Source organism: Kribbella sp. NBC_01505 (assembly GCF_045040285.1).
Classification (GTDB): Bacteria; Actinomycetota; Actinomycetes; order Propionibacteriales; family Kribbellaceae; genus Kribbella.
Genome location: NZ_CP109425.1, coordinates 3,904,072 through 3,927,583, shown reverse-complemented (window position 1 = coordinate 3,927,583; position 23,512 = coordinate 3,904,072). Strand labels below are relative to the sequence as shown.

At 67.7% G+C, this 23,512-nt stretch carries 23 protein-coding genes; 5 read left to right on the top strand and 18 right to left on the bottom strand.

From position 1 onward, the window contains the following. Positions 1 to 16: 16 nt before the first annotated feature. The 3 genes from OG474_RS18625 to OG474_RS18615 form a co-directional block, all read right to left on the bottom strand. Positions 17 to 1,351: a hypothetical protein gene (locus tag OG474_RS18625; RefSeq protein ID WP_405063595.1), complete on the bottom strand. Its 1,335-nt coding sequence runs from the start codon at positions 1,349 to 1,351 to the stop codon at positions 17 to 19. 103 nt (positions 1,352 to 1,454) lie between these two features. After that, positions 1,455 to 2,045: a LuxR C-terminal-related transcriptional regulator gene (locus OG474_RS18620; RefSeq protein ID WP_405063594.1), complete on the bottom strand. Its 591-nt coding sequence runs from the start codon at positions 2,043 to 2,045 to the stop codon at positions 1,455 to 1,457. Between the two features lie 274 nt (positions 2,046 to 2,319). Next, complete coding sequence (locus tag OG474_RS18615) at positions 2,320 to 3,114, bottom strand: methyltransferase domain-containing protein (RefSeq protein WP_405063593.1); 795 nt, start codon at positions 3,112 to 3,114, stop codon at positions 2,320 to 2,322. 104 nt (positions 3,115 to 3,218) lie between these two features. On the opposite strand from OG474_RS18615, the gene OG474_RS18610 reads away from it, so the two are divergent. Next, a complete protein-coding gene (locus tag OG474_RS18610) occupies positions 3,219 to 3,845 on the top strand; it encodes a VOC family protein (protein ID WP_405063592.1) in 627 nt (208 codons plus the stop codon). Here the strand turns inward: OG474_RS18610 and OG474_RS18605 are convergent. Further along, the gene (locus OG474_RS18605; protein ID WP_405063591.1) at positions 3,842 to 4,387 is read right to left on the bottom strand and encodes a TetR/AcrR family transcriptional regulator; all 546 of its coding nucleotides are present in this window, start codon (positions 4,385 to 4,387) and stop codon (positions 3,842 to 3,844) included. The genes OG474_RS18610 and OG474_RS18605 overlap by 4 nt on opposite strands. 261 nt (positions 4,388 to 4,648) lie before the next feature. Here OG474_RS18605 and OG474_RS18600 point away from each other — a divergent pair, with 261 nt between their 5' ends. After that, positions 4,649 to 5,464, top strand: coding sequence for a nitroreductase/quinone reductase family protein (locus OG474_RS18600; protein ID WP_405063590.1), 816 nt, complete (start codon positions 4,649 to 4,651; stop codon positions 5,462 to 5,464). Here the strand turns inward: OG474_RS18600 and OG474_RS18595 are convergent. The 6 genes from OG474_RS18595 to OG474_RS18570 all read right to left on the bottom strand — a co-directional run bounded on the left by OG474_RS18595 (position 5,455) and on the right by OG474_RS18570 (position 11,383). Continuing rightward, positions 5,455 to 6,204: a class I SAM-dependent methyltransferase gene (locus tag OG474_RS18595; RefSeq protein WP_405063589.1), complete on the bottom strand. Its 750-nt coding sequence runs from the start codon at positions 6,202 to 6,204 to the stop codon at positions 5,455 to 5,457. The genes OG474_RS18600 and OG474_RS18595 overlap by 10 nt on opposite strands. Further along, on the bottom strand, positions 6,182 to 6,772 hold the full coding sequence (locus OG474_RS18590; protein WP_405063588.1) for a hypothetical protein: 591 nt from the start codon (positions 6,770 to 6,772) through the stop codon (positions 6,182 to 6,184). Before OG474_RS18590 ends, OG474_RS18595 begins: the two co-directional genes overlap by 23 nt. A gap of 293 nt (positions 6,773 to 7,065) precedes the next feature. Next, the gene (locus OG474_RS18585; RefSeq protein ID WP_405063587.1) at positions 7,066 to 7,974 is read right to left on the bottom strand and encodes a carbohydrate ABC transporter permease; all 909 of its coding nucleotides are present in this window, start codon (positions 7,972 to 7,974) and stop codon (positions 7,066 to 7,068) included. Next, positions 7,967 to 8,905 carry a carbohydrate ABC transporter permease gene (locus OG474_RS18580; protein WP_405063586.1) on the bottom strand — a complete coding sequence of 313 codons (939 nt, stop codon included), beginning with the start codon at positions 8,903 to 8,905 and terminating at the stop codon, positions 7,967 to 7,969. Before OG474_RS18580 ends, OG474_RS18585 begins: the two co-directional genes overlap by 8 nt. Beyond that, positions 8,902 to 10,182, bottom strand: a complete 1,281-nt coding sequence (locus OG474_RS18575; RefSeq protein WP_405063585.1) for an extracellular solute-binding protein — start codon at positions 10,180 to 10,182, stop codon at positions 8,902 to 8,904. The genes OG474_RS18580 and OG474_RS18575 overlap by 4 nt, the downstream gene beginning before the upstream one ends. A gap of 133 nt (positions 10,183 to 10,315) precedes the next feature. After that, the gene (locus OG474_RS18570) at positions 10,316 to 11,383 is read right to left on the bottom strand and encodes a substrate-binding domain-containing protein (RefSeq protein ID WP_405063584.1); all 1,068 of its coding nucleotides are present in this window, start codon (positions 11,381 to 11,383) and stop codon (positions 10,316 to 10,318) included. A gap of 105 nt (positions 11,384 to 11,488) precedes the next feature. Between OG474_RS18570 and OG474_RS18565 the strand changes: the two genes are divergently transcribed. Continuing rightward, positions 11,489 to 12,139 (top strand): DUF624 domain-containing protein, encoded by a 651-nt coding sequence (locus tag OG474_RS18565; protein ID WP_405063583.1) that lies wholly within the window; start codon positions 11,489 to 11,491, stop codon positions 12,137 to 12,139. 51 nt (positions 12,140 to 12,190) lie between these two features. Next, complete coding sequence (locus tag OG474_RS18560) at positions 12,191 to 13,621, top strand: MFS transporter (RefSeq protein WP_405063582.1); 1,431 nt, start codon at positions 12,191 to 12,193, stop codon at positions 13,619 to 13,621. Here the strand turns inward: OG474_RS18560 and OG474_RS18555 are convergent. After that, entirely contained in the window at positions 13,618 to 14,184 is a 567-nt protein-coding gene (locus tag OG474_RS18555) for a hypothetical protein (protein WP_405063581.1), read from the bottom strand. The two genes, OG474_RS18560 and OG474_RS18555, sit on opposite strands and share 4 nt — an antisense overlap. Beyond that, positions 14,181 to 14,564, bottom strand: a complete 384-nt coding sequence (locus OG474_RS18550; RefSeq protein WP_405063580.1) for a hypothetical protein — start codon at positions 14,562 to 14,564, stop codon at positions 14,181 to 14,183. Before OG474_RS18550 ends, OG474_RS18555 begins: the two co-directional genes overlap by 4 nt. 128 nt (positions 14,565 to 14,692) lie before the next feature. Here OG474_RS18550 and OG474_RS18545 point away from each other — a divergent pair, with 128 nt between their 5' ends. Then, positions 14,693 to 17,149, top strand: a complete 2,457-nt coding sequence (locus OG474_RS18545; protein WP_405063578.1) for a Tex family protein — start codon at positions 14,693 to 14,695, stop codon at positions 17,147 to 17,149. Between the two features lie 1,111 nt (positions 17,150 to 18,260). Here OG474_RS18545 and OG474_RS18540 read toward each other — a convergent pair. Genes OG474_RS18540 through OG474_RS18515 form a run of 6 tightly spaced genes read right to left on the bottom strand, consistent with a single transcriptional unit; the run spans position 18,261 to position 23,476 of the window. Next, positions 18,261 to 19,244 carry a phosphotransferase gene (locus tag OG474_RS18540; protein WP_405063577.1) on the bottom strand — a complete coding sequence of 328 codons (984 nt, stop codon included), beginning with the start codon at positions 19,242 to 19,244 and terminating at the stop codon, positions 18,261 to 18,263. 1 nt (position 19,245) lies between these two features. Then, a complete protein-coding gene (locus tag OG474_RS18535; RefSeq protein ID WP_405063576.1) occupies positions 19,246 to 20,628 on the bottom strand; it encodes a purine-cytosine permease family protein in 1,383 nt (460 codons plus the stop codon). 16 nt (positions 20,629 to 20,644) lie between these two features. After that, on the bottom strand, positions 20,645 to 21,658 hold the full coding sequence (locus OG474_RS18530) for a hypothetical protein (RefSeq protein WP_405063574.1): 1,014 nt from the start codon (positions 21,656 to 21,658) through the stop codon (positions 20,645 to 20,647). Between the two features lie 11 nt (positions 21,659 to 21,669). Then, positions 21,670 to 22,185 carry a SigE family RNA polymerase sigma factor gene (locus OG474_RS18525; protein WP_405063573.1) on the bottom strand — a complete coding sequence of 172 codons (516 nt, stop codon included), beginning with the start codon at positions 22,183 to 22,185 and terminating at the stop codon, positions 21,670 to 21,672. 60 nt (positions 22,186 to 22,245) lie between these two features. Then, a complete protein-coding gene (locus tag OG474_RS18520) occupies positions 22,246 to 23,022 on the bottom strand; it encodes a GNAT family N-acetyltransferase (protein ID WP_405063572.1) in 777 nt (258 codons plus the stop codon). A gap of 10 nt (positions 23,023 to 23,032) precedes the next feature. Beyond that, complete coding sequence (locus OG474_RS18515; RefSeq protein WP_405063571.1) at positions 23,033 to 23,476, bottom strand: helix-turn-helix domain-containing protein; 444 nt, start codon at positions 23,474 to 23,476, stop codon at positions 23,033 to 23,035. Positions 23,477 to 23,512: the final 36 nt, after the last annotated feature.

Here is a 23,512-nt window from a genome sequence, read left to right as displayed (position 1 = left end):
GGGCCCATCCAGAGAGTTAGGCCAAGCCGATACGGCGCCCGCGCTTGAGGCGCTGGGCGACAGGTACCCGGCGGTTCGGCCGGGGCCTACGCGGTAGTGGTCCCGCCCCGGCAACACCGGTCGCCGAGACCAGCCCCGAGCGGAAGACGCCATGGTCGACGCGGCGATCCGCAGCCAACCTCAGCTCCTCCCGGAGCGGACCGTCGCGCAGCACCGCACCAGGCCCGAGCAGCCCCTCGAGAACGTCGAACGCCCCGGTGGTGTCGCCATGGTCGAGGCGCTCGCGCACCGCGGGCAGTGCCTCCGGATCACGCAGTACGGCGTCTATTGCACGCAGACACGGCAGTGGCGGCCCGCCGAGCGCAACCAGTAGCTCTTCCCGACGTAGCTGCTCCGGGTCGTGATCAACCGCAGCCAGTACGCCGTCGCGCAGCTCGATCCGGTGCATCTCGCCTCGGCACTCCACCCGGTGCGGGTCGCCAGGCCGCCGGTCGGAGTCAGCGACCGGCCCGGCCACCGCCAACGCCTTGGAAATAAGGGGATGCAGCCGGTCGGGCGCAACAAGACCAGCCCGCAACAGCTCCAGATCCGGAAGGACCCGCGCCGCCGCCTCCGGCAGTACCGGCAGGGCCGCGATCTCCTGCGGCGGCAACCCGTCCCGAAGCGGGCGGACCGTCGGCACGTGATGGTTGTCAGGAGCAACAAGCTCCAGTACGACGCGCTCCCGCGCACCCAGCCGCACGGTGAACAGTCCGCGAGCACGCTCTTCAGAGCCGAACAGCAGCTCAGCCTCCGCAGCCCACCGGTCCGACGCCCAAGAGCCGCCAGCCACGTCAGTCGTCGAAAAACCGCACCGCGACGCCAATTCGCCGTACCGACTGGAGTCCCAGAGATGCCGATGCAGATCGAGCCGGAAACGCCGACTGGGATGCTGCGCGGCCCCGGACGCCTCCCAGAGCGCCAGCGACATCCGCTGCCCGGCACCCGCCCAGGTCGGCGGGGTCCGCATCACCAACTGCACGCCACCACTCAGATAGCGGCTCAGGGCGACCGTCAGCCCAGGCCGGAGCCGTCCGTCCGGAGCGATCCGTGGCATGTGCCAGCGGAGCAGATCCGGCGCCAACCGCCGCAGATCCGCACGAAGGCGAGTGACGAGTTCAGTGCCATGCCGGTCGCGCACAGCACGCAGATCGAGATCAACGTCGACCCGAGCGGCGGCACAAGCCCCCGCCCAGTCGCCGGCCACACGTCGTGCGGTGGCGGTCTCGATCATCGACAGCGGTACGGCGTACTCGCGCACGCGCTGCCACATCAACAGGCGGGCCGGAATCGTGGTCGCGGTAGGTGCCATCAGCACTCACCTTGCGCGAACGATTCCCCCGATCCGTACGAGGAGTTGTTGTTCATCCCGGAAAGCATAAGCGCCGCGAGGGCGATCTGTCAGTCCACTTCGGTCACGGACGGCTGGACAGCAGGCGGAGAGCGCGGGCGCGCTGGACGGCCGTGGTGCGGTCGGTGGCGCCGGGCTTGGCGTAGATGCTGCGGATGTGCGTGCTGACCGTGTTGAGGGAGATCAGCAGTTCGCCGGCGATCTCGGGGCGGGTGAGGTTGGTGGGCAGGTAGCGGAGGACTCGCAGTTCACCAGGGCTGAGCGGATCGGCCCGCGGGACCTCGCCGTGCACCGCGTCCAGGATGTCGGCGATAAGCGCGGCGTGCGCGGTCTCCCAAGCCGGGAGGGCCTTGAGGAGTTTCCAGGCGCCCGTGATCAGGAAGGGCAGGATCAGGCGGTCCTGCTCAGCCAGGTCGAGGGCCTGCTCGAGCGCGGTCGTGGCTGCGCGCTGATCGCCGAGATCGCAATGGTTCAGAGCGGCCAGCAGATTCACTTCGATCCGAGTCAGGATGTCCGTCGACTCGAGAGCGCGGAGCGCTGCGGCGTGGTCGAGGAGCCCTGCGCGGACCTGGGTGACGATTGTCCCGGCGGCCAGGCGTTGGGTCAGTGCATGCGCACCCGCCTGGACTTTGCCCGCGGCGGCAAACTCAGCCAAAGCCTCCTGGTGCCGGTCCTGGGCTGCCGCAATGAGCGCAGAGACCAGATGGACGAGCAGCCGAATCCGCAGTCAAGGCCTACCTCGACACAGCCTCCGCGCAAGCCGCCGCACCAGTCGTCAAGAAGTACACCGGGCTACTAGGCGCCGCCGACGTCTTCATCACCAGCACCGTCTTCGTCATCCTCGAGTCAATGCGCCTCGACCAGGGCGCCGGACTCTACATCCACCCCTGACCAATGCCCATCCGGGCAGATGCCGTCAGCAGCCGGGCCTAGTCCTGGACTGTGATGATGTGGGCTTGGATTTTTGCGTCGAGGGGGCCTGGGCCGTAGCGGTGGGTGAGGGCTGCGGCGCAGGCGGCGGTTGCAGTTAGTAGGTCGGGGGTGGCGAGGGCTTCGATTTCGGCGCGAAGTGGGGTGCCTTGGCAGTAGGCGATGGCTACTGTTTCTGCTGAGGCGGCGTGGCTGCGGGCGGTGATCGTTTCGTGGTGGGGCGCGCTGGTGAAGCCGGCGGCGGCGAGGTCGCGCGCGATGGTGTCCAGGTCGAAGTACCCGTGGGGTGTGCGCGCCATGAACTGTGGTGGGTCGGACGGGTAGAGGTCGGCGAGGGTGCTGTTGACGGTCGCCGCGAACTCGTTGTCCTCAAGGCGATCCCAGACGTTGAACAGCACCGAGCCGCCGGGGCGCAGGACGCGGCGCATCTCGGCGAAGGCCTGCGGCTTGTCCGGGAAGAACATTGCTCCGAACTGACAGAAGACCACGTCGAAGGACGCGGACTCGAACGGCAGCTCCATCGCGTCGGCCTGCTGCCAGCGCACCGGTCGCTCCGTGCCGATCGCCTCAGCTCGGTCCAGCATCGCTTGGTTGAGGTCAGTCGCCGTCAGCTCCACCGACTCGGGCAGCAGCCGCGCGGCGACCCGCGTGACCACGCCTGTCCCCGCCGCGATCTCCAGCACCCGAGCCGGCGCGAGTTCCACCACTCGGCGGGCGAGATCCTCGGCGTACACCGCGAAGATCATCGGCACCATGTACTCGTCGTAGAACTCAGGAATCGACCCTACGAACACCGCATCAGAACCATGTCCGTCCATCACGCTCCTCCCCGGTTCCGATGGTACGACGTTCGCGCGCTCGCGCTACGCCTCACGGCAGTCGGTATAGGTTCACGGCCATGAACGCACGAGTGACGGCTCAGGAGTTTCATGCGGCTGAGGGGATTGGGGACTGGCGGTCGGTCTACCACCTTGTGTCGGCACACTTTCGGACTGAGTCGCTGGATGAGGGAGCGGCGCTCGCGGCTGCGGTCGGGCGGGTGGCCGGGGAGGGCGCGGAGTACGTCGCGATCGATGTACGGCGTACTGGGGTGACGGTGTCGTTGGGGCGGCGGGATGTTGAGCTGGCTCGGCGGATCTCGAGGGCGGCGGCGGAGTTGAGGCTCCGGGCCGATCCGAGTGTGGTGCAGGTCGTCAACATCACCGTGGATGCGCTGGTGGGAGCTGACGTGCTGCCGTTCTGGCGGGCGGTACTGGGCTACGGGCAGATCGGGGACGACTACCTGTACGACCCGTTGCGGCGCGGGCCGGCGGTCGGGTTGCAGCAGCTGGATGTTGCCCGGGCGGGGCGCAATCGGATTCACCTCGACATCGCCGTACCGCATGATCAGGCCGAGGCCAGGGTCGCGGCCGCGTTGGCTGCGGGCGGGCGGCTGGTCTCCGACGAGCACGCGCCGAAGTGGTGGGTGCTGGCTGACGCCGAGGGCAACGAGGCCTGCGTTGCCACCTGGATGGGGCGCGATTAGGCCAGATGGATGCGGACGGTATGGCGGACCAAGGTCGGCACGTCCAGGTCCTCCAGAAGGTCCAGCGTGTGGGTGGCTCGGAGGGTGGTTAGGCCGTGCAGGTTCGTCCAGAGGGCGACGGCTCGGAGCGGGGCGTCGGTCGGGTGGGCTTGGGCGATCAGGTCGGTGAAAGTTTTGAGCAGCGGGAGGGACTGAGCGCGCAGGTTGCCGCCGGCTCCCTCGAGAAGGTCGTGCCGGAAGATCAGGTCGAACATGCCGGGGCGCTCGGCGGCGAAGTCCAGATAGCGGGTGGCGGCTGTGACCAAGAGGTCTTCAGGAGAACCCGTCGACGGCAGAGCGAGCCGGGCGGCCAGGTCGGTGAGGCCGGTCGCGGCGATCGCGGCCAGGAGCGCGTTGTGGGTCGGGAAGTGGCGGCGCGGAGCACCGTGGGAGACCCCGGTACGGCGGGTGATCGCGCGCAGCGACAGGTTTGCCAGCCCCTCGGACTCGAGGAGTTCGACGCCGGCCTGCACCAGGCGGTCGCGCAGCGGGATCTCGGTCACCTGGCCATTGTCGGGCACCCGGACCCGCACGCCATCACATCTGCCGCTCGCCGGAGCGCCCAGGCGGGGGAGGCCGAAGAAAACCCCATTGTGATGGCCCTGCGGTCCGTCTAAAGTGTCCGACGTGACTACCGGGTCGGCTCTACGCCATGCACAGTTTGGGTTCCCGGTCGCTCTCTGAGCGCCGAAGGGGCCGCCCGCGGGCCGCCCGCATCTCTCTCTCACCCGCACCAGCGCAGTACCCCCAACCGAGAGAAGAGAATGCCGAACCCTTTTACCGATGCACTGATCACTGAGTTCCGCGCCAACGACGGCCGCCTGAGCGGGCCGTTCGCCGACGGAAGAATGTTGCTCTTGACAACGACCGGCCGCCGTTCGGGCCGGTCGCACACGGCGATCATCGGGTACTACCCCGACAACGATCGCGTCCTCGTCGTCGGCTCGGCCGGCGGCTCCGACAAGCACCCGGACTGGTACCTCAACCTGCTCGCGAACCCCGAGGGCACCGTCGAGACCGGACTGTTCACCTACCAGGCCGACGCCGTACCGCTCGAAGGGACCGAACGCGACGACGTGTTCGCCCGGCTCGTCGAGGCGGACAAGGGCTGGGGCAACTACCAGGCCGGTACGGCGCGCACGCTGCCCGTGATCGCCCTTACCCAGAAGCAGATCGGGCCCCCGCGTGGCGGCGGTTCGTTCGGCGATCTGCTGGTCCGGATCCACACCGCGTTCCGCCAGGAGCTCGCGTTGATCCGGGCCGAGGTCGCCACCTCCGGTACGGCGGGGATCGGCGCGCAACTGCGCGTCAACTGCCTGACGTTGTGCCGGGGACTGCACCATCACCACACCGGCGAGTCCGGCGGCATCTTCCCCGGACTGCTCCAGCAGCACCCCGAACTGTCCGACGAGATCACGACGCTCCAAGCCGAGCACGACCAACTCGCCGTACATCTGGAGGAGTTGGAGAAGCTGCTCACGACACCTCAGCCCGACCTACTACCGGAGGTCGACCGCATCGTCGCTCTCCTGACGGCCCACCTCGACCGCGAGGAAGCCGCATTGCTGGCCTACTTGTGAGCCAGTAGGGCATAGGCGTTCGGCAGGCGACCGGACCACGCGGCAGCCGTGGTCCCGTCGTCGGGTCGCCAGAACGGCTCGGCGTACTCCTCCAGTACGTCGAGCCGCAGTCCGGCGCGCCTGATCGCGGTGACGAGCTGGCCGAGCGTCCACTGCCATTCGCGAGCGCCGTCGCCGGGGAACGTGTCGTTGATGTGCGATTCGGCGAAGTAGCTGCGATCCGGGCGGATCCGCGGCTCGTCTTCGTCCCAGGTCCACAGCGGCACGGCCGGATGCGCCTCATAGACGAAGAGACTCCCGCCTGGCCGCAACACCCGCGCCACATCCCGCGCCCAGGCGTCGAGGTCGCGCATCCAGATCAGCGCACCCTTGCCCGTATAAACAAGATCGGCACACCCATCACGCACCGGTACGCCGGGAACCTCGGCCGCCACGTATCGACACGGAACGCCAAGCTCCACAGCTCGCCGCTGTGCCGCCCCCGCCGCGACCACGCTGTAGTCGATCCCGATCACCGCTCGCGCCCCCGCACGGACCAACGCGGGGTCGTCCACCCCGTGCCCACTCTGGAAGTGCACGACAGTCGGCCCTCCCGCGAGCACCGGCGCCAGCAACTCCAGCTCCCGTGGAAACAGCTCCTTGCGACCGCGCGCGTCCTCCAGCAGCTCGTCGTACTCGCGAACATGCTTCGTCGAAGCCTGCTCCCACACGGCCCGATTACGGCGTACCAGCTCGTCCATCCCCTGATCGTGCCAGCGCGTCGAACAGGTCGCGAACGAAATACGTATCCGCCAACGCGTCATGAATCGCATAAGCCGACTGGTCGATCCCGACCATCGCCGCCATCTCCCCCACCGCAGCAGTCGGCGGCAGCGCAGTCCGCCCCAGCAGCTGGCTGATCACGCACACCAGTCGGAAGTCCCACGGGACGTCGGTCGCCTCCAACGGAATCAGCCCATGGACATGCATGAGATGTAGTACGTCGCTCGCGTCCGTCCAGGGAGCCGCCCCCACCCACACCGGCTGATCAGCGGTGAGCTCGACCATCAGCTCGGCGATCTCGCGGCCGGTGGCGACATCGACCTCGGAGCCGTGCGACTCCGGGTGCCGCTCGAAGCGGCTGATGGTCAGCGCCTGCTCGGTCGCGCGCTCGAGATCGAGCTCGCGCAGCGGAACGAAGCGGTTGTACGTCGTCTCGCGGCCATCGTCCTCGCGCCGGATCACGGCGAGCTGCCAGATCTGCCGGCCGCCCGGAAGCCATGGTTCACGGAGGCTGGTGGTCTCGAGGTCCACGAAAACGATCGGCATCCGACCAGTCTGCACACCCGCGCCGACAGTTTTGACTACTCCGCGTCAGCGTGACGCTGCGTGACGTGACGATTTCTGGAAGATTGCCTGCCGCGGGAGAAATCGTGCGGAGAAAAGGCGAAAAAACCGTACGAAGCTGTAACGGTCGACGCTCCGTGACGATAAACGGGTGAGCGTGCCGGTGGGGGGCCAGCGGAACGCTCCGGTGCTTCTTCGGGATCGCCGGAAGGTTGGGGGGACTCGCAGGTGCTCACCCGGGGCGGGGTGAGCACCTGTTTGAGTTTCTGAACCCCTCAGCCCTTGATGCCGACGTTGGCCATGCCCTCGACGAAGCGCTTCTGCGCGAAGACGAAGAGGATGATCATCGGCAACGTGGCGAGCGCCGTACCGGCCATCAGGTAGGGCCACTGGATCTCGGCCGGGTTCTGGGAGAAGATCGCGAGCCCCAGCTGCAGCGGTCGCAGCTCGTCCGACGTGGTGATCATCAGTGGCCAGAGGAACCCGTTCCAGGCGGCTTCGATCTGGAAGACCGCGATGGTGATCAGGGCCGGCTTGATCAAAGGCGTCATGATCCGCCAGAAGATGCCGAACTCACCGAGGCCGTCGACGCGGGCCGCCTGGGCGAGCTCGTCCGGCAGCGAGACGAAGAACTGCCGGGCCAGGAAGGTGAAGAACGGCGCGGCGCCGAGCGGGATGATGAGTCCCCACCAGGAGTTCAGCCAGCCGATGCCGCCCTGGCCGAGGATGTTGTTGCCGCCGAACAGCGGGATCGACTTCACGATCATGAACAGCGGCACCAGGATGATCTGGAACGGCACCAGCAGCAGCACGATGAAGTAGCCGAGCATGAACTTCCCGCCCCGCAACGGCATCTTCGCCAGCGCGTAGCCGGCCGTCGTACAGACGAGCAGCGTGAACGCGGTCTCGCCCAGGGCGATCAGCGCGCTGTTGCGGAAGTAGCGCAGGAACGGCGCGGTCTGCATCGCCTCGGTGAAGTTGCTCCACCGCAGCTCACCAGGCAACCACGAGAACTTGAGGATCTCGAGCTCACTCTTGAACGCCGTCAGCACCATCCACAGGAACGGCGTGATCATCAGCAGCGCGCCGATCACCAGGACGACGTACAGCAGGATCCGGCCGGGCCGGACCGCCGACGGCTTGGTCGACGCGCTCGCGACCGCCGGCAACGTGGCGCTAGTCATTGGTGTCCGCCTTCTGGAGCGCGCGTCCGGCGCCGATGAAGAGCGCGATCACGATCATCATGATCACGGTCTCGGCGGACGCATAGCCGAGTTTGAGGTCCTGGAACGCGTTCTGGTAGATGTCCAGCACCAGCACGCGCGTCTCGCTGCCGGGTCCGCCGCGCGTCATCACGTAGACCAGGTCGAAGACCTGGAAGGTGCCGACGATCGACGTGATCAGCACGAAGAACTGCACCGGGCCGAGGGCCGGCAACGTCACGTTGCGGAACTTCTGCCAGCGCGAGGCGCCGTCGATGTCCGCGGACTCGAGCAGGTCGCGGGACACGCCCTGCAGCGCGGCCAGGTAGATGATGATCTTGGTGCCGAGCCCCTGCCAGATACCGACGACCATCAGCGAGCCCAGCGCCGTACCGGGGTCGGCCAGCCAGCGGTTCGGCGCGAAGCCGAACAGGCTGAGGAATCCGTTCGCCAGACCCGAGCCCGGGTTGTAGATCCACAGCCAGATCGTCGCGACCGCGACCGTCGCGGTGACGGTCGGGACGTAGAACGCGGTCCGGAAGAAGCCGATCCCGCGGATCTTCTGGTTCAGGCCGATCGCGACGGCGAGCGAGATCGCCATCGAGATCGGGATCACGATCAGCGCGTACAGCACCGTGTGCCACAACGCCGCCAGGAAGTCGACGTCGCGGAACAGCTCGGAGTAGTTGCCGAAACCGACCCAGGACCAGGTGTCACCGAAGCTGTAGTCGGTCAGGCTCAGCACCAGGACCGAGATGACCGGGATGACGATGAAGATGCCCGAGTGCAGCAGTGCGGGTGACAGCAGGGCCCAACCGGTCCGGACCTGACTGCGGGTCAGCGTGCCCTTGTCCTTGGCCACCGCCGGCTTGCCCGTGGTGGCGAGCGCCGGGCGCTCGAGTGTTGTGCTCATCGGCTTTGTCCTGCCAGGTTGTGCAGCACCTTCGCGGGATCCTTCTGTCCGAGGACCGCCTGGGTGAGCTGGATGTCGAAGTTGCCCCGCATCTCGAGCCAGTTCGGCGGGACCTCGTTCTCGTTCGCGGCGCGGTCCAGACCCTCGGCGACGAACTTGCTCAGCGGGTTCGACTTCGCCTGCGGCGAGTTGACCGCGTCCTTGTACGCCGGAAGCTTCTTGTTCAGCTTGGCCATCGCGTCCAGGGTGCTCGGCTGGGTCATCGACTGGATGAACGCCCAGGCCGCTTCCTTGTGCCGGCTGCGGGAACCGATCGAAGCCAGGTCACCACCCATGTACTCGATCTCCTTGCCGCTGTTGAAGCGGAAGAACTTCAGGTCGTCACAGGTCTTCTGGCCGATGCCCTTACCGCCGGTGCTGCAGTCGACGGCGCCGCCGACGATCCCCATCGCGGCCTCGCCGGAGTAGACCAGCGGCTGCTGGGCGGCGTTCACCTGCCCGTACGGCTGGACGTTGTTGATCATCGACTTGATCCAGAGCAGGGTGTCGAGCCCCTCCTGGTTGTCGAAGTTCGGCTCGCCGCCGACGTAGAGCGGCTTGCCGGTGGAGGCCAGGAACGTCGTGAACGACTGCCGGAAGCCGGTGGCCGACGCGAGGTCGAAACCGCTCCGGGTGATGTTGCCGTTCTTGTCGCGCTTGGTCAGCTTCTCGGCCGCGATCTTGATGTCGGCCAGCGACGTCGGCGGCTTCTCGGGATCCAGGCCGGCCTCGATGAACGCGCTCTTGCGCAGCGCGACCGCACGGGTGTCGGCGAGCAGCGGGTAGCCGTACATCTTGCCGTCGTAGGTGACCGCGGGGATCAGCGCCGCGAGGCTCTTCTCCCGGATCACGTCCGGGGTCAGCCCGAACTCGCCGAGGTCGGCGAAGATCCGCTTGGACGCGAACGGCTGGATCCAGCCGACGCCGGTCACCATCACGTCGTACGGGATGCCGGCCGCGATCGAGGTCGACATCTTCTCGTTCAGGTTGTTGTACGTCGCGAAGTCCGGCTCGACCTTCATCTTCGGATAGGCCTTGTGGAAGTCGTCGACGACCTTCTGGAACTGTTGCCGCCCCTCGTTGCTGGGCGGGAACGACGGGAGCAGCACCCGCAACGTCCCGGTGGCCTCGGCCGGCGCCACGCCGTCCGTGCTCTTGTCGATCACCCCGCTACCACAACTGCTGACCACAACGGCAAGGGCCGCGGCCAGCAACGTCAGTCCCACGGAACGTCTCACAGGGGAACTCCTTCGCATCAAGTGCAGCGAAAGTATGGGAAAGGGCTTTCCTCGTCAAGACCTCGACGCTCGAATGATCACTTTCGATCAGTTCCGGAACCAGAACGATCATTGTTCCGTGCAGCGGACTGTTTCAACGGCTCAGGGACGCGGCCTGCGCGCCGCAGGACGCTCGGAGATTGAGCGTGGGAAGTAATGACAAATGCTGGACCGGGCCTGGCTTGGACTGGAGTTTGCGGAGCAGCACGTCACAGGCGGTCTCGCCCAGCGCGAACTTGGGCGGACAGACGGCGGTGAGCGGGACGACCGCCAGCGCCGCGGTGACATCGTTGTAAACAACGACAGCCAGATCCTCGGGCACGCGCAGGCCGCGTTCCATCGCACGTTCGACCAGGCGGGCGGCCTGCTCGTCGGAGTGGATCAGCGCCGCGCGGGAGCCGAAGGCTTCGCATTCGGTGAGGAAGGCGTCGAGCTGGGCCAGCGACGCCGGGTCGTCGCCGGTCTGCGGGAGCTCGAGCGGCGACACGTAGATGTCCACGCCGAGGGTCGTGGCCGCTTCCTCGATACCGCGGCGGAGCCAGTACGCCGTCACGGTCGGCTGCAGGCTGACCGCGATCCGGTGGTGGCCCAGCTGGGTGAAATGGCGCAGCGCGAGCATGGCGCCGTACGCGTGATCCGTGCGGACGTGGTCGTATTCACGCCCAATATCGGGGAATCCGAACGCGCGCTCCATCAGCACCAGTGGTACGTCGATCTCCTCGAGCCGGCTGCCGATCCGGTGCGCGTCGCCATCGCCGTACGCGGTGCTGAGCAGTAGACCGGCCACTCCGATCCCGAGGACCTTCTCGATCCGCTCCAGCTCGGTGTCCCCGTCGTACCCGGAGACGCCGAGGACCAGGCGCGCGCCGTACCGGGCCGCGGTCGCTTCGGCGCCGCGGATGACGTCGGTGTAGTACGTCGACGCGCTCGGAACCACGATGCCGATCGTCAGCCGGTTGCCCGGGGCACTCTGGTCGGTCGGGCTGGTGCCGATCGCGCCGCCGTGCACCCGGCGGAGCAGCCCGGCGCCGTCGAGCTCGGCCAGATCCCGGCGTACTGTGATCGCGGAAACGCCCAGCTCGGCGACCAGTTCGGCGACCCGGAGCCGGCCGTGGCGGCGCAGGCTCCGCAGGATCAGCTCGTGGCGCTCCGGTGCAAGCATGCGCGGTTCCCGATTCTCTGGCCTGGTGGTCTCTGGTGATTGTTTGTGATCATACGATCAACCTAGGCACATCCGGAATGCGCGTGACAACGAGGAGGCGAACCAGTGGAACAGACCGGCGGCCGGACCAACGCGGTGCTGGCGAAACTGACAGTGGTCGGCGATCTGCTCCTGCTCCAACTGACCTTCCTGGTGCTGAGCGCCGGAATCGTCACCCTGTTCCCGGCGGCGATCGCGCTGCAGCGGATGGTGCCGGAGGCGATCAGCCAGGAGCGCACCGGTCTGATGCGGATGTACTTCCGCGAGTTCGGCTGGGCGTTCAAGCGGTTCTGGCTGTCCGGACTCGGCCTGTACGTCGGCGGCGTGATGCTCGCGTTCGGACTGGTCTTCTGGGCGAACGCCACCGGACCTGCGCGGATTTTCGCGCTGGTGATCCTCATCCCACTGACCGGGATGATCGTCGGGCTCTATCTGAGCGGTCTGGCGGTACTGCGTGATGCGGGCGACGACGCGACCCTGAAGACCGTGTTCCGGCAGGCGAACCTGTTCCTGCTGCGGCGGTCGCTGGCTGTGGCGGGTGGAGTGGTCATGCTGCTCACCTGGTTCGCGCTGGCGTCGCAGGTGCCGACGCTGCTGGTGATCGGGTCCGGACTGGTCCCTGCGCTCATCGCCTACTGGCTGGGTGGCGGGCGGCGCCAAACTGAGACAACACCGCCTGAGTCTGAGGAAAAAGATTCGGGGGATGTGTCAATCTGAGGCGCTCCGGTTCGACGTAAGGGTGTAAAGGCCCTCACGAAGGAGACCCAGATGTACGCGACGACCGACACCCTGGCGACCACGCCGGCCACGCAGGGCGGCCGCGCGCGCTGGCTGGCTTTGTACACACTGTGCGCAGGCATGTTGATGATCGTGCTCGACGTCACCGTGGTGAACGTGGCACTGCCTGCGATCCAGGACGACCTCGGCTTCACCAGCTCCTCGCTGGCGTGGGTGGTGAACGCCTACCTGATCGCCTTCGGCGGTCTGCTGTTGCTGGCCGGGCGACTCGGCGACCTGCTCGGGCGCCGCAACATCTTCATCGCCGGACTGGTCGTTTTCACCATCGCCTCGGTGCTGTGCGGGCTGGCGTCCTCGCAGGAGGTGCTGGTGATCGCGCGGTTCATCCAGGGCGTCGGTGGGGCGCTCACCTCAGCGGTGATCCTGGGCATGATCGTCACGCTGTTCCCCGAGCCGCGGGAGCAGGCCAAGGCGATCGGCATGTACGCGTTCGTCGCTTCGGCCGGTGGATCGATCGGTCTGCTCGCAGGCGGCGTTCTGACTCAGGCGATCAGCTGGCACTGGATCTTCTTCGTGAACCTGCCGATCGGCATTCTGGCCGTCGTACTGGCTGTGAAGCTGATCGAAAAGGACAAGGGCCTCGGCATGGGCCGCGGTACCGACGTACCGGGCGCTGTCCTGATCACTGCGGCTCTGATGCTCGGTGTGTTCACCATCGTCAAGCCTGCGGCTGAGCTGGGTTGGACTGCCGGCCGGACCGTCGCACTGGCGCTGCTGACGATCACTCTGCTGCTCTGCTTCATCGTCCGCGAGGCCACTGCGGCCAACCCGCTGGTGCCGCTGCGCATCTTCCGCTCCCGCAACCTGTCCGGCGCGAACGTCGTACAGGCGCTCTCCAGCTCGGGCATGTTCGGCATCTTCTTCCTCGGCTCGCTCTACCTGCAGCGAGTGCTCGGGTACGACGCTCTGGAGATCGGACTGGCGTTCCTGCCGACGACCGTGGTCATGGGACTGCTGTCGGTGAAGTACTCGGAGAAGCTGGTCACCCGCTACGGCCCCCGTCGCCCCCTGATCGCCGGACTGACGCTGGTGACCGCCGGACTGGTCCTCTTCACGCAGGCCCCGGTCGGTGGCAGCTACGTCGTACACGTCCTGCCGGTCCTGACCCTGCTGGGTCTCGGCGGTGGCATCGCCTTCCCTGCCCTGATGGGTCTGTCGATGGCCGACGTACAGCCCGAGGACGCCGGTCTAGCCTCCGGCCTCATCGGCACCATGGGCGAGGTAGGCGCCGCCCTCGGCCTAGCCATCCTGGCCACCCTCTCCGCCACCCACAGCACCGGCAGCAACCCGCTCCAGGCCCTCACCAACGGCTACCACTTCTCCTTCGCCGTAGCGGCCGCCATCGTCGGCGCCTCAGTCCTCATCGCCTACTTCGTCATGCGCCCCACCAAGAAGAACTAGCCGGTACGGCGGTGCTCGGCCGGCGCGTCGGAGTACCACTTCCACCCGGCGAGACCCCGGCGGCGCGCACCGATCGTGAGCATCACCATGGCAGCCACAACCAGTGCGGACCCGCCGACGATCAGACCGATCGACACTCGGCGGGTTTCACTGTCGTCCACCCACAGGTGCGCGTCGACTGCTGCCAGAGCAACCGATGGATCGGACGGGAGGTAGACGATCTGCAGCGGCATGGCGTAGCGCGTCCCAGCGGCTGGTGACTGCACTCCGTCGTGCATCCCTTGCGCATCGTCCTCCTGGTCGCTCAGCACGGTCCGGATCTGCTGCCCAGCAGCGACGAACTCGACCCGCACCTCTCCGATGCCTGGGTCACCTTTGCCGGGGTAGATGTCGAGCTGCACGGAGGTCGCCATGGTCGCGGTCCCGGCGTCGAGCAGCTCGCGACCCAGGTCCCGTCGATCGAGCGCGCCGATCAGGATCCCGGTGCCGATCAAAGCCAGCACTAAGGCGGGCACGCCGAGCCAGGTGGGGCCACGGCCGGGCCAGTCCACGCGGCCGCTCATGTTGTACGCCGGCGGCGGCCGAGCAGGCTTGCGGTGACGGCGATCAGGGCTAGGGCCAGCGCGATGACGGCGCTCAGAGGGCGGTCGAGGAAGAAGCGCAGGAGGAGGAACGTGGCGCAGCTCATGATGAGGGCGCCGAAGGTGCCGCCCAAGACGGGGTGTCTGCGCTCCAGGCCGGCGAGCCAGGCGCGGTATCTCCCTGGTGCGACGACGTCCGGGCCGAGCAGGATCACGAACCACGCCGCGCTCAGGACGTTCTCGAGGGTCGGGTGTACGACGGCCCGGGCGGTGAGGGCGATGGAGAGGACGAGGCTGCTGATCCGCAGGACCACGTTGGGTGGGCGGAGGGTGCGCTGGACGAACCTGTCGAACTGACGCATGCCCGATGGTCCCACGGGGTTTGTCCACAGGGTGAGGGATCGGGTTTCTGGGTGGGGGGTGGGATGGGGAAGTATGGGGGCGAGCGGTTTGTGGGTCGTTGGACAGTTGTCGGTGAAGGGGAAACAACGTGGTGGTGCAGTCGGTCGAGCAGCGGATCGCCTTGGAGCTGGAGGTCGGCGAGAACCAGGTGCGGGCAGCGGTCACGCTGCTGGACGAGGGGTCGACGGTTCCGTTCATCGCGCGGTACCGCAAGGAGGTCACCGGGGAGCTCGACGATGCGCAGCTGCGCACCCTCGAGGAGCGGTTGCGGTATCTGCGTGAGCTCGATGAGCGCCGGAACGCCGTACTGGAGTCGATCGACAGCCAGGGCAAGCTGGACGACGCGCTGAAGGCGTCGATCCTGGCGGCCGACACGAAGGCGCGGCTCGAGGACATCTACCTGCCGTTCAAGCCGAAGCGGCGGACGAAGGCGATGATCGCCCGGGAGAACGGCCTGGAGCCGCTCGCCGACGGGCTGATGGCCGACCCGAACGTCGAGCCGCTGGCGGCCGCGGCGGTGTTCGTGAATGCCGAGGTGGCGGATGCTCAGGCCGCGCTGGACGGCGCGCGGGCGATCCTGGTCGAGCGGTTCGCCGAGGACGCCGACCTGATCGGCGCGCTCCGCGAGCGGCTGTGGACGCAAGGCCGGCTGGCCTCGGTCGTGCGCGAGGGCAAGGAGACCGACGGCGCGAAGTTCTCGGACTACTTCGAGTTCGACGAGCCGTTCACGAAGATGCCGTCGCACCGGATCCTCGCCATGTTCCGTGGTGAGAAGGAGGACGTGCTGACGCTGAGCATCGAGCCGCTGCCGGCCGGTGTCGAGGCGGACGGCCCGACCGAGTACGAGACCACCATCGCCCGCAAGGTCGGCGTGGAGAACTCGGGCCGCGCGGCCGACAAGTGGCTGGTCGAGACGGTCCGCTGGGCCTGGCGGACGAAGATCCTCGTGCACCTCGGCATCGACCTGCGGATGCGCCTGCGCCAGGTCGCCGAGGAAGAGGCGATCCGGGTCTTCGCGTCGAATCTGCGCGACCTGCTGCTGGCCGCCCCGGCCGGCACCCGCGCCACGATGGGCCTCGACCCGGGCTTCCGGACCGGCGTGAAGGTCGCCGTCGTGGACGCGACCGGCAAGGTCGTCAACACCGGCGTCATCTACCCGCACGTCCCGCAGAACCAGTGGGACAAGTCGATCGCCACCCTGGCCGCGCTGGCCGCCGCGCACAACGTCGAGCTGATTGCCATCGGCAACGGTACGGCGTCGCGCGAGACGGACAAGCTGGCCGCGGAGCTGATCGCCAAGCACCCGGAGCTCAAGCTCACCAAGGCCGTCGTCTCCGAGGCCGGCGCGTCGGTGTATTCGGCGTCCGCTTTCGCGTCGGCGGAGCTGCCCGGCATGGACGTGTCGATCCGCGGTGCCGTCTCGATCGCCCGGCGACTGCAGGACCCGCTGGCTGAGCTGGTGAAGATCGACCCCAAGTCGATCGGCGTCGGTCAGTACCAGCACGACCTGGCCGAGAACGCCTTGTCCCGTTCGCTGGACGCGGTCGTCGAAGACTGTGTGAACGCGGTCGGCGTCGACCTGAACACCGCTTCCGCGCCGCTGCTGACCCGGGTCTCCGGGATCACCCAGGGCCTGGCCGACAACATCGTCCAGCACCGCGACACCAACGGCCCGTTCGCGTCCCGTTCGGCGTTGAAGGATGTCGCGCGGCTCGGCCCGAAGGCGTTCGAGCAGGCGGCCGGCTTCCTCCGGATCCCCGGTGGCGACGACCCGCTGGACTCGTCCAGCGTGCACCCCGAGGCCTACCCCGTCGTACGCCGGATCCTCGACGCGACCGGTTCCGACGTGAAGTCGCTGATCGGTTCCGCGGAGCTGAAGCGGCTGAAGGCGGCGGACTTCGTCGACGACATGTTCGGTCTGCCGACCGTCACCGACATCCTGGCCGAGCTCGAGAAGCCGGGCCGTGACCCGCGACCGGCGTTCAAGACCGCGGTCTTCGCCGAGGGCGTCGACAAGATCGCCGACCTGAAGCCCGGCATGAAGCTGGAAGGCCAGGTCACCAACGTGGCCGCCTTCGGTGCCTTCATCGACATCGGCGTCCACCAGGACGGCCTGGCGCACGTGTCGGCCCTGTCGAAGAACTTCGTCAAGGACCCGAGCGAGGTCGTCAAGGTCGGCGACATCGTCACCGTCAAGGTGCTCGAGGTCGACATCCCCCGCCAGCGCATCTCCCTCACCCTCCGCCTCGACGACGAGGTAGGCGGCGCCCGCACCTCCGGCCCCGGCCAGCGCGAGAACCGAGGCGGCGGTGGCGGCGGCGGTGGCGGTCGTGGTCCCGGTGGACGCGGCCCGGGCGGTGGCGGTGGACGTGGACCCAGCGGTGGTGGCGGTGGCGGTCAAGGTGGCGGCGGTCGTGGCCCCGGTGGACGCGGCGGCCAAGGCGGCGGACGCGGCCCGGCCCAAGGCGCCCCGAAGTCCGACACCCCCATGGACGAAGGTTCCCTCGCCGACGCCTTCCGCAAGGCCGGCTTCACCGTCCGCTGACCTGACATCGGCCGCCGTCTACCCCACCCCACAGCTTTGCACGTGGGCGGAAAGGCGGCGGCCGATCGTTACGCTCGACAGATGGCAAGTGCGCCGGCCCTGACCGACTGACCGGCGAGCTGCGAGGCTGGTACGACCGCCTGCCCCCGGAGCCGCGCATGTTCCGCACCCTGGCGTTGGCCGCGGCTCAGTCAGGTGCAGGTGATCGTGTTGGTCGGAACTTTGTCGCCATATGGCGCCGAAGAGTTTCCGGCTAGTGCCACTTCCCGTGCCTCAGCCCTAGCCCGTCAGTCCCAGGCGACGGGATCGCGGTCGCTGGGCTCGCCGTCCCCTTAGCCATGCGCTCTGCTCGCCGCGCTGTGTTGTCGGCCGCTCTTGGCGGTCGGGCGGGGTACAGACCGAAAGGCCTCGGCCGGAGACGTGCGCTGTGGTTCCCCGCCGCGACCGGCCGATCTGAAAGACAGCACGGCCGGGCGCCGCAGTGGCTGAGCCAGATGGCGAGGCCGGTGACCGCGAGTCCGTTGCCTAGGGCTGACGGGCTTTGGTTGCCGTCCGAGAAGAGGTCGGTGATCGGCTGTCCGTTGTTTGGGGTTGACGGGCTTTGGGTTCGGTTGCTGTTCGGGAAGGGGCGCCGGTCAGCAGTTGAGACGTCCCGCCGGGCGGTCCCGCCTGCGATGTGCGTTAGCCGGTGGATTTTCGTCACCGGGTCCCCAAAATCGACCGGATAGCGCGTCCACCCCTCGGCCTGCATCGGCGCGGTCGGCTGAGACGACGCGTCGTGGGCCTGGTCCACCTCGCTCGCGGACCGCCACCACTGACCAACCTCCGCGGCACCCACCTCGCCACGCTCAACCGCCACCCAAAAACCCTCGCTGGAGTGAGTTGGTCAGTGGCGCAGGTCCGCGCTCGCCATCCAGCTCAGCCACCGGCCCGGCTCACCGCGGCGAAGGTTGCCTGAGGGTGGCGGGCTTTGGCTGAGGCCAGTTGCCGGGGCTGTGGAGGGCGAACCGTGGGCTTGAACAAGTTATGACCTGTGCCGAGCCACCGGTTCCTGTTCAAGCCCACGGTTGGTGGCTCGGCCCGGAGCGCGGGTGGGGCGGGCGGTTGGCTTCTAGATCGGCAGGTCTACTTCGATGCCGGTCTGTTCGTGCAGGAAGGTCTGCGCGCGACGTACCGGCTCGACCAGGAACTCGCGGAAGTCGACCCGCTTCGCGGGATCCAGCAGGTCGTCCGAATCCACAGCGGGCAGAACGTTCAGCAGCCAGCGGACCGTCGTCAAGACCTCGAAGTAGGCGAGGTCGTCGAGCGGACGGCCGCTCTGCTGTGCGTACTCGGCTCGAACAGCGCTGCTGAACGATCGGGAGTCGCTGCGTTCCATCAGCATGCAGGTCCAGGCAAGATCGAACCGGGGATCGCCGAGCTGCCAGTCCCAGTCGATCACCCAGAGGTGTTCGGCGCTGTCCACCAGCACGTTCCAGGGATGGTAGTCACGGTGGAGAACTACTAGCCGCTCACACGCGACCGTCCGTTTGCGTTCTTCCAGCCATGCCACGACCTCACCCAGGATTGAACGTGGAGAGTTCGCGCAGTCGCGACGCATCTGCTCGAGTTCCCGGTCGAGATAGCCATCCGGATCCGCGCGAACAGCAGTCGGCTCAAGTAGTTCTGGATCAAGAGCATGCAGAGCGACCAGCTGCGCGACGAACGACTTGGTGAGTCGGGCTTGGGCATCTGGATCGGCGGCCTGCATGACCGACCAGAAGGGCACACCGGCGAGGTGTTCCATCACGATGAACGGCCGCCCAAGGTGGTGAGTGTCCGGTTCGTAGAGAATGACGCGTGGCACGGAGTAGTTCAGGCCGCGCAGCCAGGTGAGCACACGCCACTCCCGGGTGGCGTGCGCACTGCCACGCGTGTCCGGTGCGTACGTCTTGAGCACCATCGTCGTCGCGAGAGCCTCAGCCGAGTCCGAAAGCGTGAAGGTGTACAGGTCGCTCGCCCATCCGCCGGCCAGCTTCACCAGCGGCCCGAGCAGTGGCGGTGGCTGCTCCGGGCTGCGGCGAGCGAAATAGCTCGCCAGCCGAGAGTCATCCACGCTAGGCGGGGATGGTTTGGGTCGGTGGGTTCGAGGTGCGACGGGCCCAGGGGTAGTAGATCGCGGCGGTGACCACGAGGCCGATGATCCAGGAGATGTCGGCGCCGCCCAACGCATCGGTGATGGGGCCGGTGTAGAGCTTTTGGGCCAGGAAGGGGATCTGGACGACGATCCCCAGGCCGTAGGAGACGAGGGCTACGACGTTCCAGGCGCCGTAGCGGCCGGTGGCGTCGTACAGGGCTGGGATGTCTACTCGTTCGCGGGAGATCAGGTAGTAGTCGGTGAGGTTGATGGCGCTCCAGGGGGTGAAGACCATCAGCAGGACGAGGACGAAGTTCTTGAAGTTGTCCAGGAAGTCGTGGGAGGCGAACAGAGCGATCAGCACCGACACGAGCAGAAAACCGATCGTGTACGCCGATCGCGCGGCCGGCCCGATGCGCGTTGCACGGCTGAACGCGGAGACTGTGGTGAGCATCGTCATCGAACCGCCGTACGCGTTCAGGCAGTTCACGGCGAGCTTGCCGATCACGATCACCAGGTAGATCAGGATCGCGATCGGCCCGGCCAACCCGCCGAGGTAGCCGACCTGGTTGGCCAGGAATCCGGCGCCGCCCGCCGCGACTAGTGCGCCGAGCGTCATCGACCACTGCGAGCCGATCACGCTGCCCAGGAAGGTCGCGAGGAACGTGTGCCGCTCCGGGGTGTCGGCGGGCAGGTAGCGCGAGTAGTCCGCGACGTACGGGCCGAAGGTCAGTTGCCAGCCGGCGCCGAGGGAGATCGCCAGCAGGAACGACACCCAGGTGAACGGCTTCGCGCCGAAGAGGGCACCGACATCTGACGTCACCAGCAGCCGAATCCCCAGGTAGGTAAAGCCAAGCACGCCACACACCGTCGCGATCCGACCGAGCAGGTGGATCCAGCGGTAGCCGAGTGTCGCGAACACCGCGGTCAGCGCGCCGAAGGCGATGATGCCGATCGCGGCCGGGCCGACGTGCAGGATCTTGTTCACCGCTTGCCCCGCGAGCACCGTCCCGGTCGCGGCGAAGCCGAGGTACATGATCACGACCAGGACGAGCGGTACGACGGCGCCGTACACACCGAACTGGGCACGGCTCGAGATCATCTGCGGCAGGCCGAGCCGGGGACCCTGCGCGGAGTGCAGCGCCATCACGATGCCGCCGAGGATGTTGCCGAGCAGCAGGCCGACGATCGCCCACAGCGCGTCGGCCCCGAACACCACCGCCAACGCGCCGTCGACCACCGCCGTGACCTGCGTGTTCGCGCCGAACCACAACGTGAACTGGCTGATCGGTGTCCCGTGCCGCTCAGCCGCCGGTACGACGTCGATGCTCCGCTGCTCGATCACTCCACCCGGACGTGTCATGCCCGCGATCGTGCCACTAACCACCGACGACCTGTAGCACCTTTCCGTTCTTGTCGTACGCGGTCGCCTTCGCGTACATCTCCCCCTTCGGGTCATCGCTGCGCCAGGCCACCGCGAACCAGCCGTCGGTCAGCTTGATCTCGTGCCTGCCACCCCGCGGGGGCTCGATCACGATCCGGGCGATGTCCGCCGACACGCGTCCGTCGGCGTGGTAGAACCAGCCCTCGCACTTGCCGCCGCTACACAGCGACTCCCCCGGGATCACCTTGAAGTTCGCCTCGAACGAGTCATGCACAACCGCCGCGGTCCGCATGATGCGCGAGTTCGGGTCGAGTCTGGCGCCGTCGTTCGGCGTCGCTGCCAGCAGCGTGCAACTGGCGACGCTCTTGCCGGTCGGTGAGATCGCGACCAGGGCCGCGCCGTATCCCGGCTGGAAGTCGGAGGCCACGACCCGCCACTTGGTCATGTCGGTCCAGAAGTAGACCGAGCAGTTACGGAGCTGGTCCTTCAGCGTGGCCGGCACCGGGTCCTTCTGGACGGCCTCGACCAGCTTGGCCGACGGCTTGTCGCCGCCGGGAACGGTACAGTCCGCGGCTCGATCGCCCGGCTTCAACTGGTAGTCAGCGGTCCCACCCGCAGGCCGGCTCGGCGCGGAGCGCAGCGGCCGGTCGATGTCCGGGTTCCGCACGCTGCAGCGACGATTCGCCTCGGCCGCCGAGACCAGACCGCCCACGCCTGCCTCACCACGCGGTACGCCGGGCACCGCGGAAAAATCAGGCTCGTCGGTCAGAACAGACGGCTTGGTCGAAGCGACTGCAGGATCCGGGTCGGCCACGACCAACCCGGGCAGCATCGACGCACCGGCGACGATCGCCGCTACGCCGAGCATGCCTCCGCCGGCGCCCAGCAGGCGGCGGTTCCGGCGACTGCGGCGGCCGCGCGTGAGCATGGCATGCGGGTCGATCGGGTCCAGCGGGTCGGTGGCGGCGAGTCTTTCGAGTTCGGCGCCGACAACGCGTTCGTCATTCACGGGGTTCTCCTTCACGCAGGCCTGCCGACTCGGCGGGTCTGTTCGATGGCGGTCCGGAGAGTGTCGAGACCACGCGCCGACTGGCTCTTCACCGTGCCCTCCGAGCAACCCAGGATCTGGGCGGTCTGCTCGACGGACAGGTCCTCGTAGTACCGCAGCACCACGCAGGCCCGCTGGCGGGGCGCAAGCGTCGCGAGGGCAGCGAGGACCTCGTCACGATCGGCGTGCCCGACGGCCGGGTCGTCGTACAACGGAACCCGTTCGGCGGGCAGGTCAGCGGTCGGCACTTCCCGGCGCCAGGGGCGCCGGCCGCTGTCCAGGGCCGCGTTGACGACCGTGCGGCGGGCGTAGGCGAGCGGGTTTGCGCTGCGATCAAGCCTGGCCCACGAGCGGTACAGCTTGCACAAAGCGTCCTGTACGACGTCGTCGGCGCGATGCCAATCGCCACACACCAGGAACGCCGTCCGCCGCAGCGATGCACTCGCTGCCGCGACGAACTCGACGTAGCCCTGATCCCGGTCCACCATCAGCCCCTCCACTCTCCACTGTCCCCCTCAATACGAGAGGGCGGGAGAACGGGGTTGCATCTAGCGCAGAGCGTCTAGATGGCCGCCTGGATCGCCGAGGTGGACGGCCGTCGCCTGCGGCGCGTAGCCGACCCGGCGGTAGACGCGGTCCGCGCCGTCGTCGCCCGGCGTCAGCCAGGCAAGCGAGGCACCTGCCTGCTCGAAGGCGAACTGAGTCGCATACGCGGTCGCGATCCCCGCGAGACCCTGGCGGCGATAACTGTGGATCGTGCCGACTCCGGCCACCTCGGTGACCCCGTCCGCGACCGCCGTCCAGGCAGCTGTCGCCACTGCGACACCATCGACCCGGACGAGCACTGCGCCACCGTCCGCGAGCACCGGCTGGTACTTGAACTCGACGTCCTCGGTCTCATAGGCGTCCGCAGCCACCGCGTTGGCCTCGGCCCGCTCGGCGTCCGAACCGATCAGCTCCACAGTCACTCCGGTCGGCAGCTTGGTCACCAGCAGGTCCTCGGGCTCGACCAGCAGCAACGGCCGCCGCGCGGCGATGGTCATCCCGTTCGCGACCAGCAGATCGGCCAGCCCCGGGCTCGCCTCCTCGACGATCTCCGCACTCAGCCAGCGCCCCTCGGCCGCGAAGGCCTTCCGGACGATCGCCAGCGACTCCGGGATCTCTTCCGGCTCGAACGGAGTCCCGGGCTCGGCGGCCAGCATGGTCGACAGATACCAAGCTTCTTCGTCGTGCAGCATCGCGACCAACGGCCCGACGATCACCTGCCGCCGCGATCTCGCCAGTCCGGACAGCTGTGCCCGCGCGATGCGCACCCCGATCTCCATGACAACGACCCTAGTCCGTCCGCGCGGACGCACTCGACCGCATTTCGGCCAGCAGGACGAGGTCGAGCAGCCGGTCGAGATCGGACGTCGTGGGCGGTTGCCCGAGCAGGTCACCGAGCGCATCGAGCACGCGCACCAGATCTGCCCGGACGGACGGTCTGGTCCGTCGTGCTCCGGCCGCGAACTCGATGACGACGCGTCCGGCCCGCTCGGAACTGACCAGCAGATCGGCGCCGGCCGAGCTCGGTGGTGGCGGCTCCTCGTCGGCGATCCGGACCTCGAGCTGGGCGCCGAGCGCGCCGGCCAGGCGCTCCAACGCCGCCATCGTCGGGTTGCCGCGACCATTCTCCAGGTTCGCGATGTAGGGCACGGACAGGCCGGCGTCGACCGCCACCGACGCGATCGTGCGGCCTGCCGCGGCCCGGCGGGCGCGCAGTACTTCCCCGAGTTCCATGCCCGAACTCTATCCTCACGCAACACATTTGCCAAT

Coding starts and splice junctions, on each gene's coding strand:
- OG474_RS18625 (WP_405063595.1), bottom strand. CDS start 1,351: ATGGCACCTACCGCGACCACGATTCCGGCCCGCCTGTTGATGTGGCAG.
- OG474_RS18610 (WP_405063592.1), top strand. CDS start 3,219: ATGAACGCACGAGTGACGGCTCAGGAGTTTCATGCGGCTGAGGGGATT.
- OG474_RS18600 (WP_405063590.1), top strand. CDS start 4,649: ATGCCGAACCCTTTTACCGATGCACTGATCACTGAGTTCCGCGCCAAC.
- OG474_RS18595 (WP_405063589.1), bottom strand. CDS start 6,204: ATGGACGAGCTGGTACGCCGTAATCGGGCCGTGTGGGAGCAGGCTTCG.
- OG474_RS18590 (WP_405063588.1), bottom strand. CDS start 6,772: ATGCCGATCGTTTTCGTGGACCTCGAGACCACCAGCCTCCGTGAACCA.
- OG474_RS18585 (WP_405063587.1), bottom strand. CDS start 7,974: ATGACTAGCGCCACGTTGCCGGCGGTCGCGAGCGCGTCGACCAAGCCG.
- OG474_RS18580 (WP_405063586.1), bottom strand. CDS start 8,905: ATGAGCACAACACTCGAGCGCCCGGCGCTCGCCACCACGGGCAAGCCG.
- OG474_RS18570 (WP_405063584.1), bottom strand. CDS start 11,383: ATGCTTGCACCGGAGCGCCACGAGCTGATCCTGCGGAGCCTGCGCCGC.
- OG474_RS18560 (WP_405063582.1), top strand. CDS start 12,191: ATGTACGCGACGACCGACACCCTGGCGACCACGCCGGCCACGCAGGGC.
- OG474_RS18555 (WP_405063581.1), bottom strand. CDS start 14,184: ATGAGCGGCCGCGTGGACTGGCCCGGCCGTGGCCCCACCTGGCTCGGC.
- OG474_RS18550 (WP_405063580.1), bottom strand. CDS start 14,564: ATGCGTCAGTTCGACAGGTTCGTCCAGCGCACCCTCCGCCCACCCAAC.
- OG474_RS18535 (WP_405063576.1), bottom strand. CDS start 20,628: ATGACACGTCCGGGTGGAGTGATCGAGCAGCGGAGCATCGACGTCGTA.
- OG474_RS18525 (WP_405063573.1), bottom strand. CDS start 22,185: ATGGTGGACCGGGATCAGGGCTACGTCGAGTTCGTCGCGGCAGCGAGT.
- OG474_RS18520 (WP_405063572.1), bottom strand. CDS start 23,022: ATGGAGATCGGGGTGCGCATCGCGCGGGCACAGCTGTCCGGACTGGCG.
- OG474_RS18515 (WP_405063571.1), bottom strand. CDS start 23,476: ATGGAACTCGGGGAAGTACTGCGCGCCCGCCGGGCCGCGGCAGGCCGC.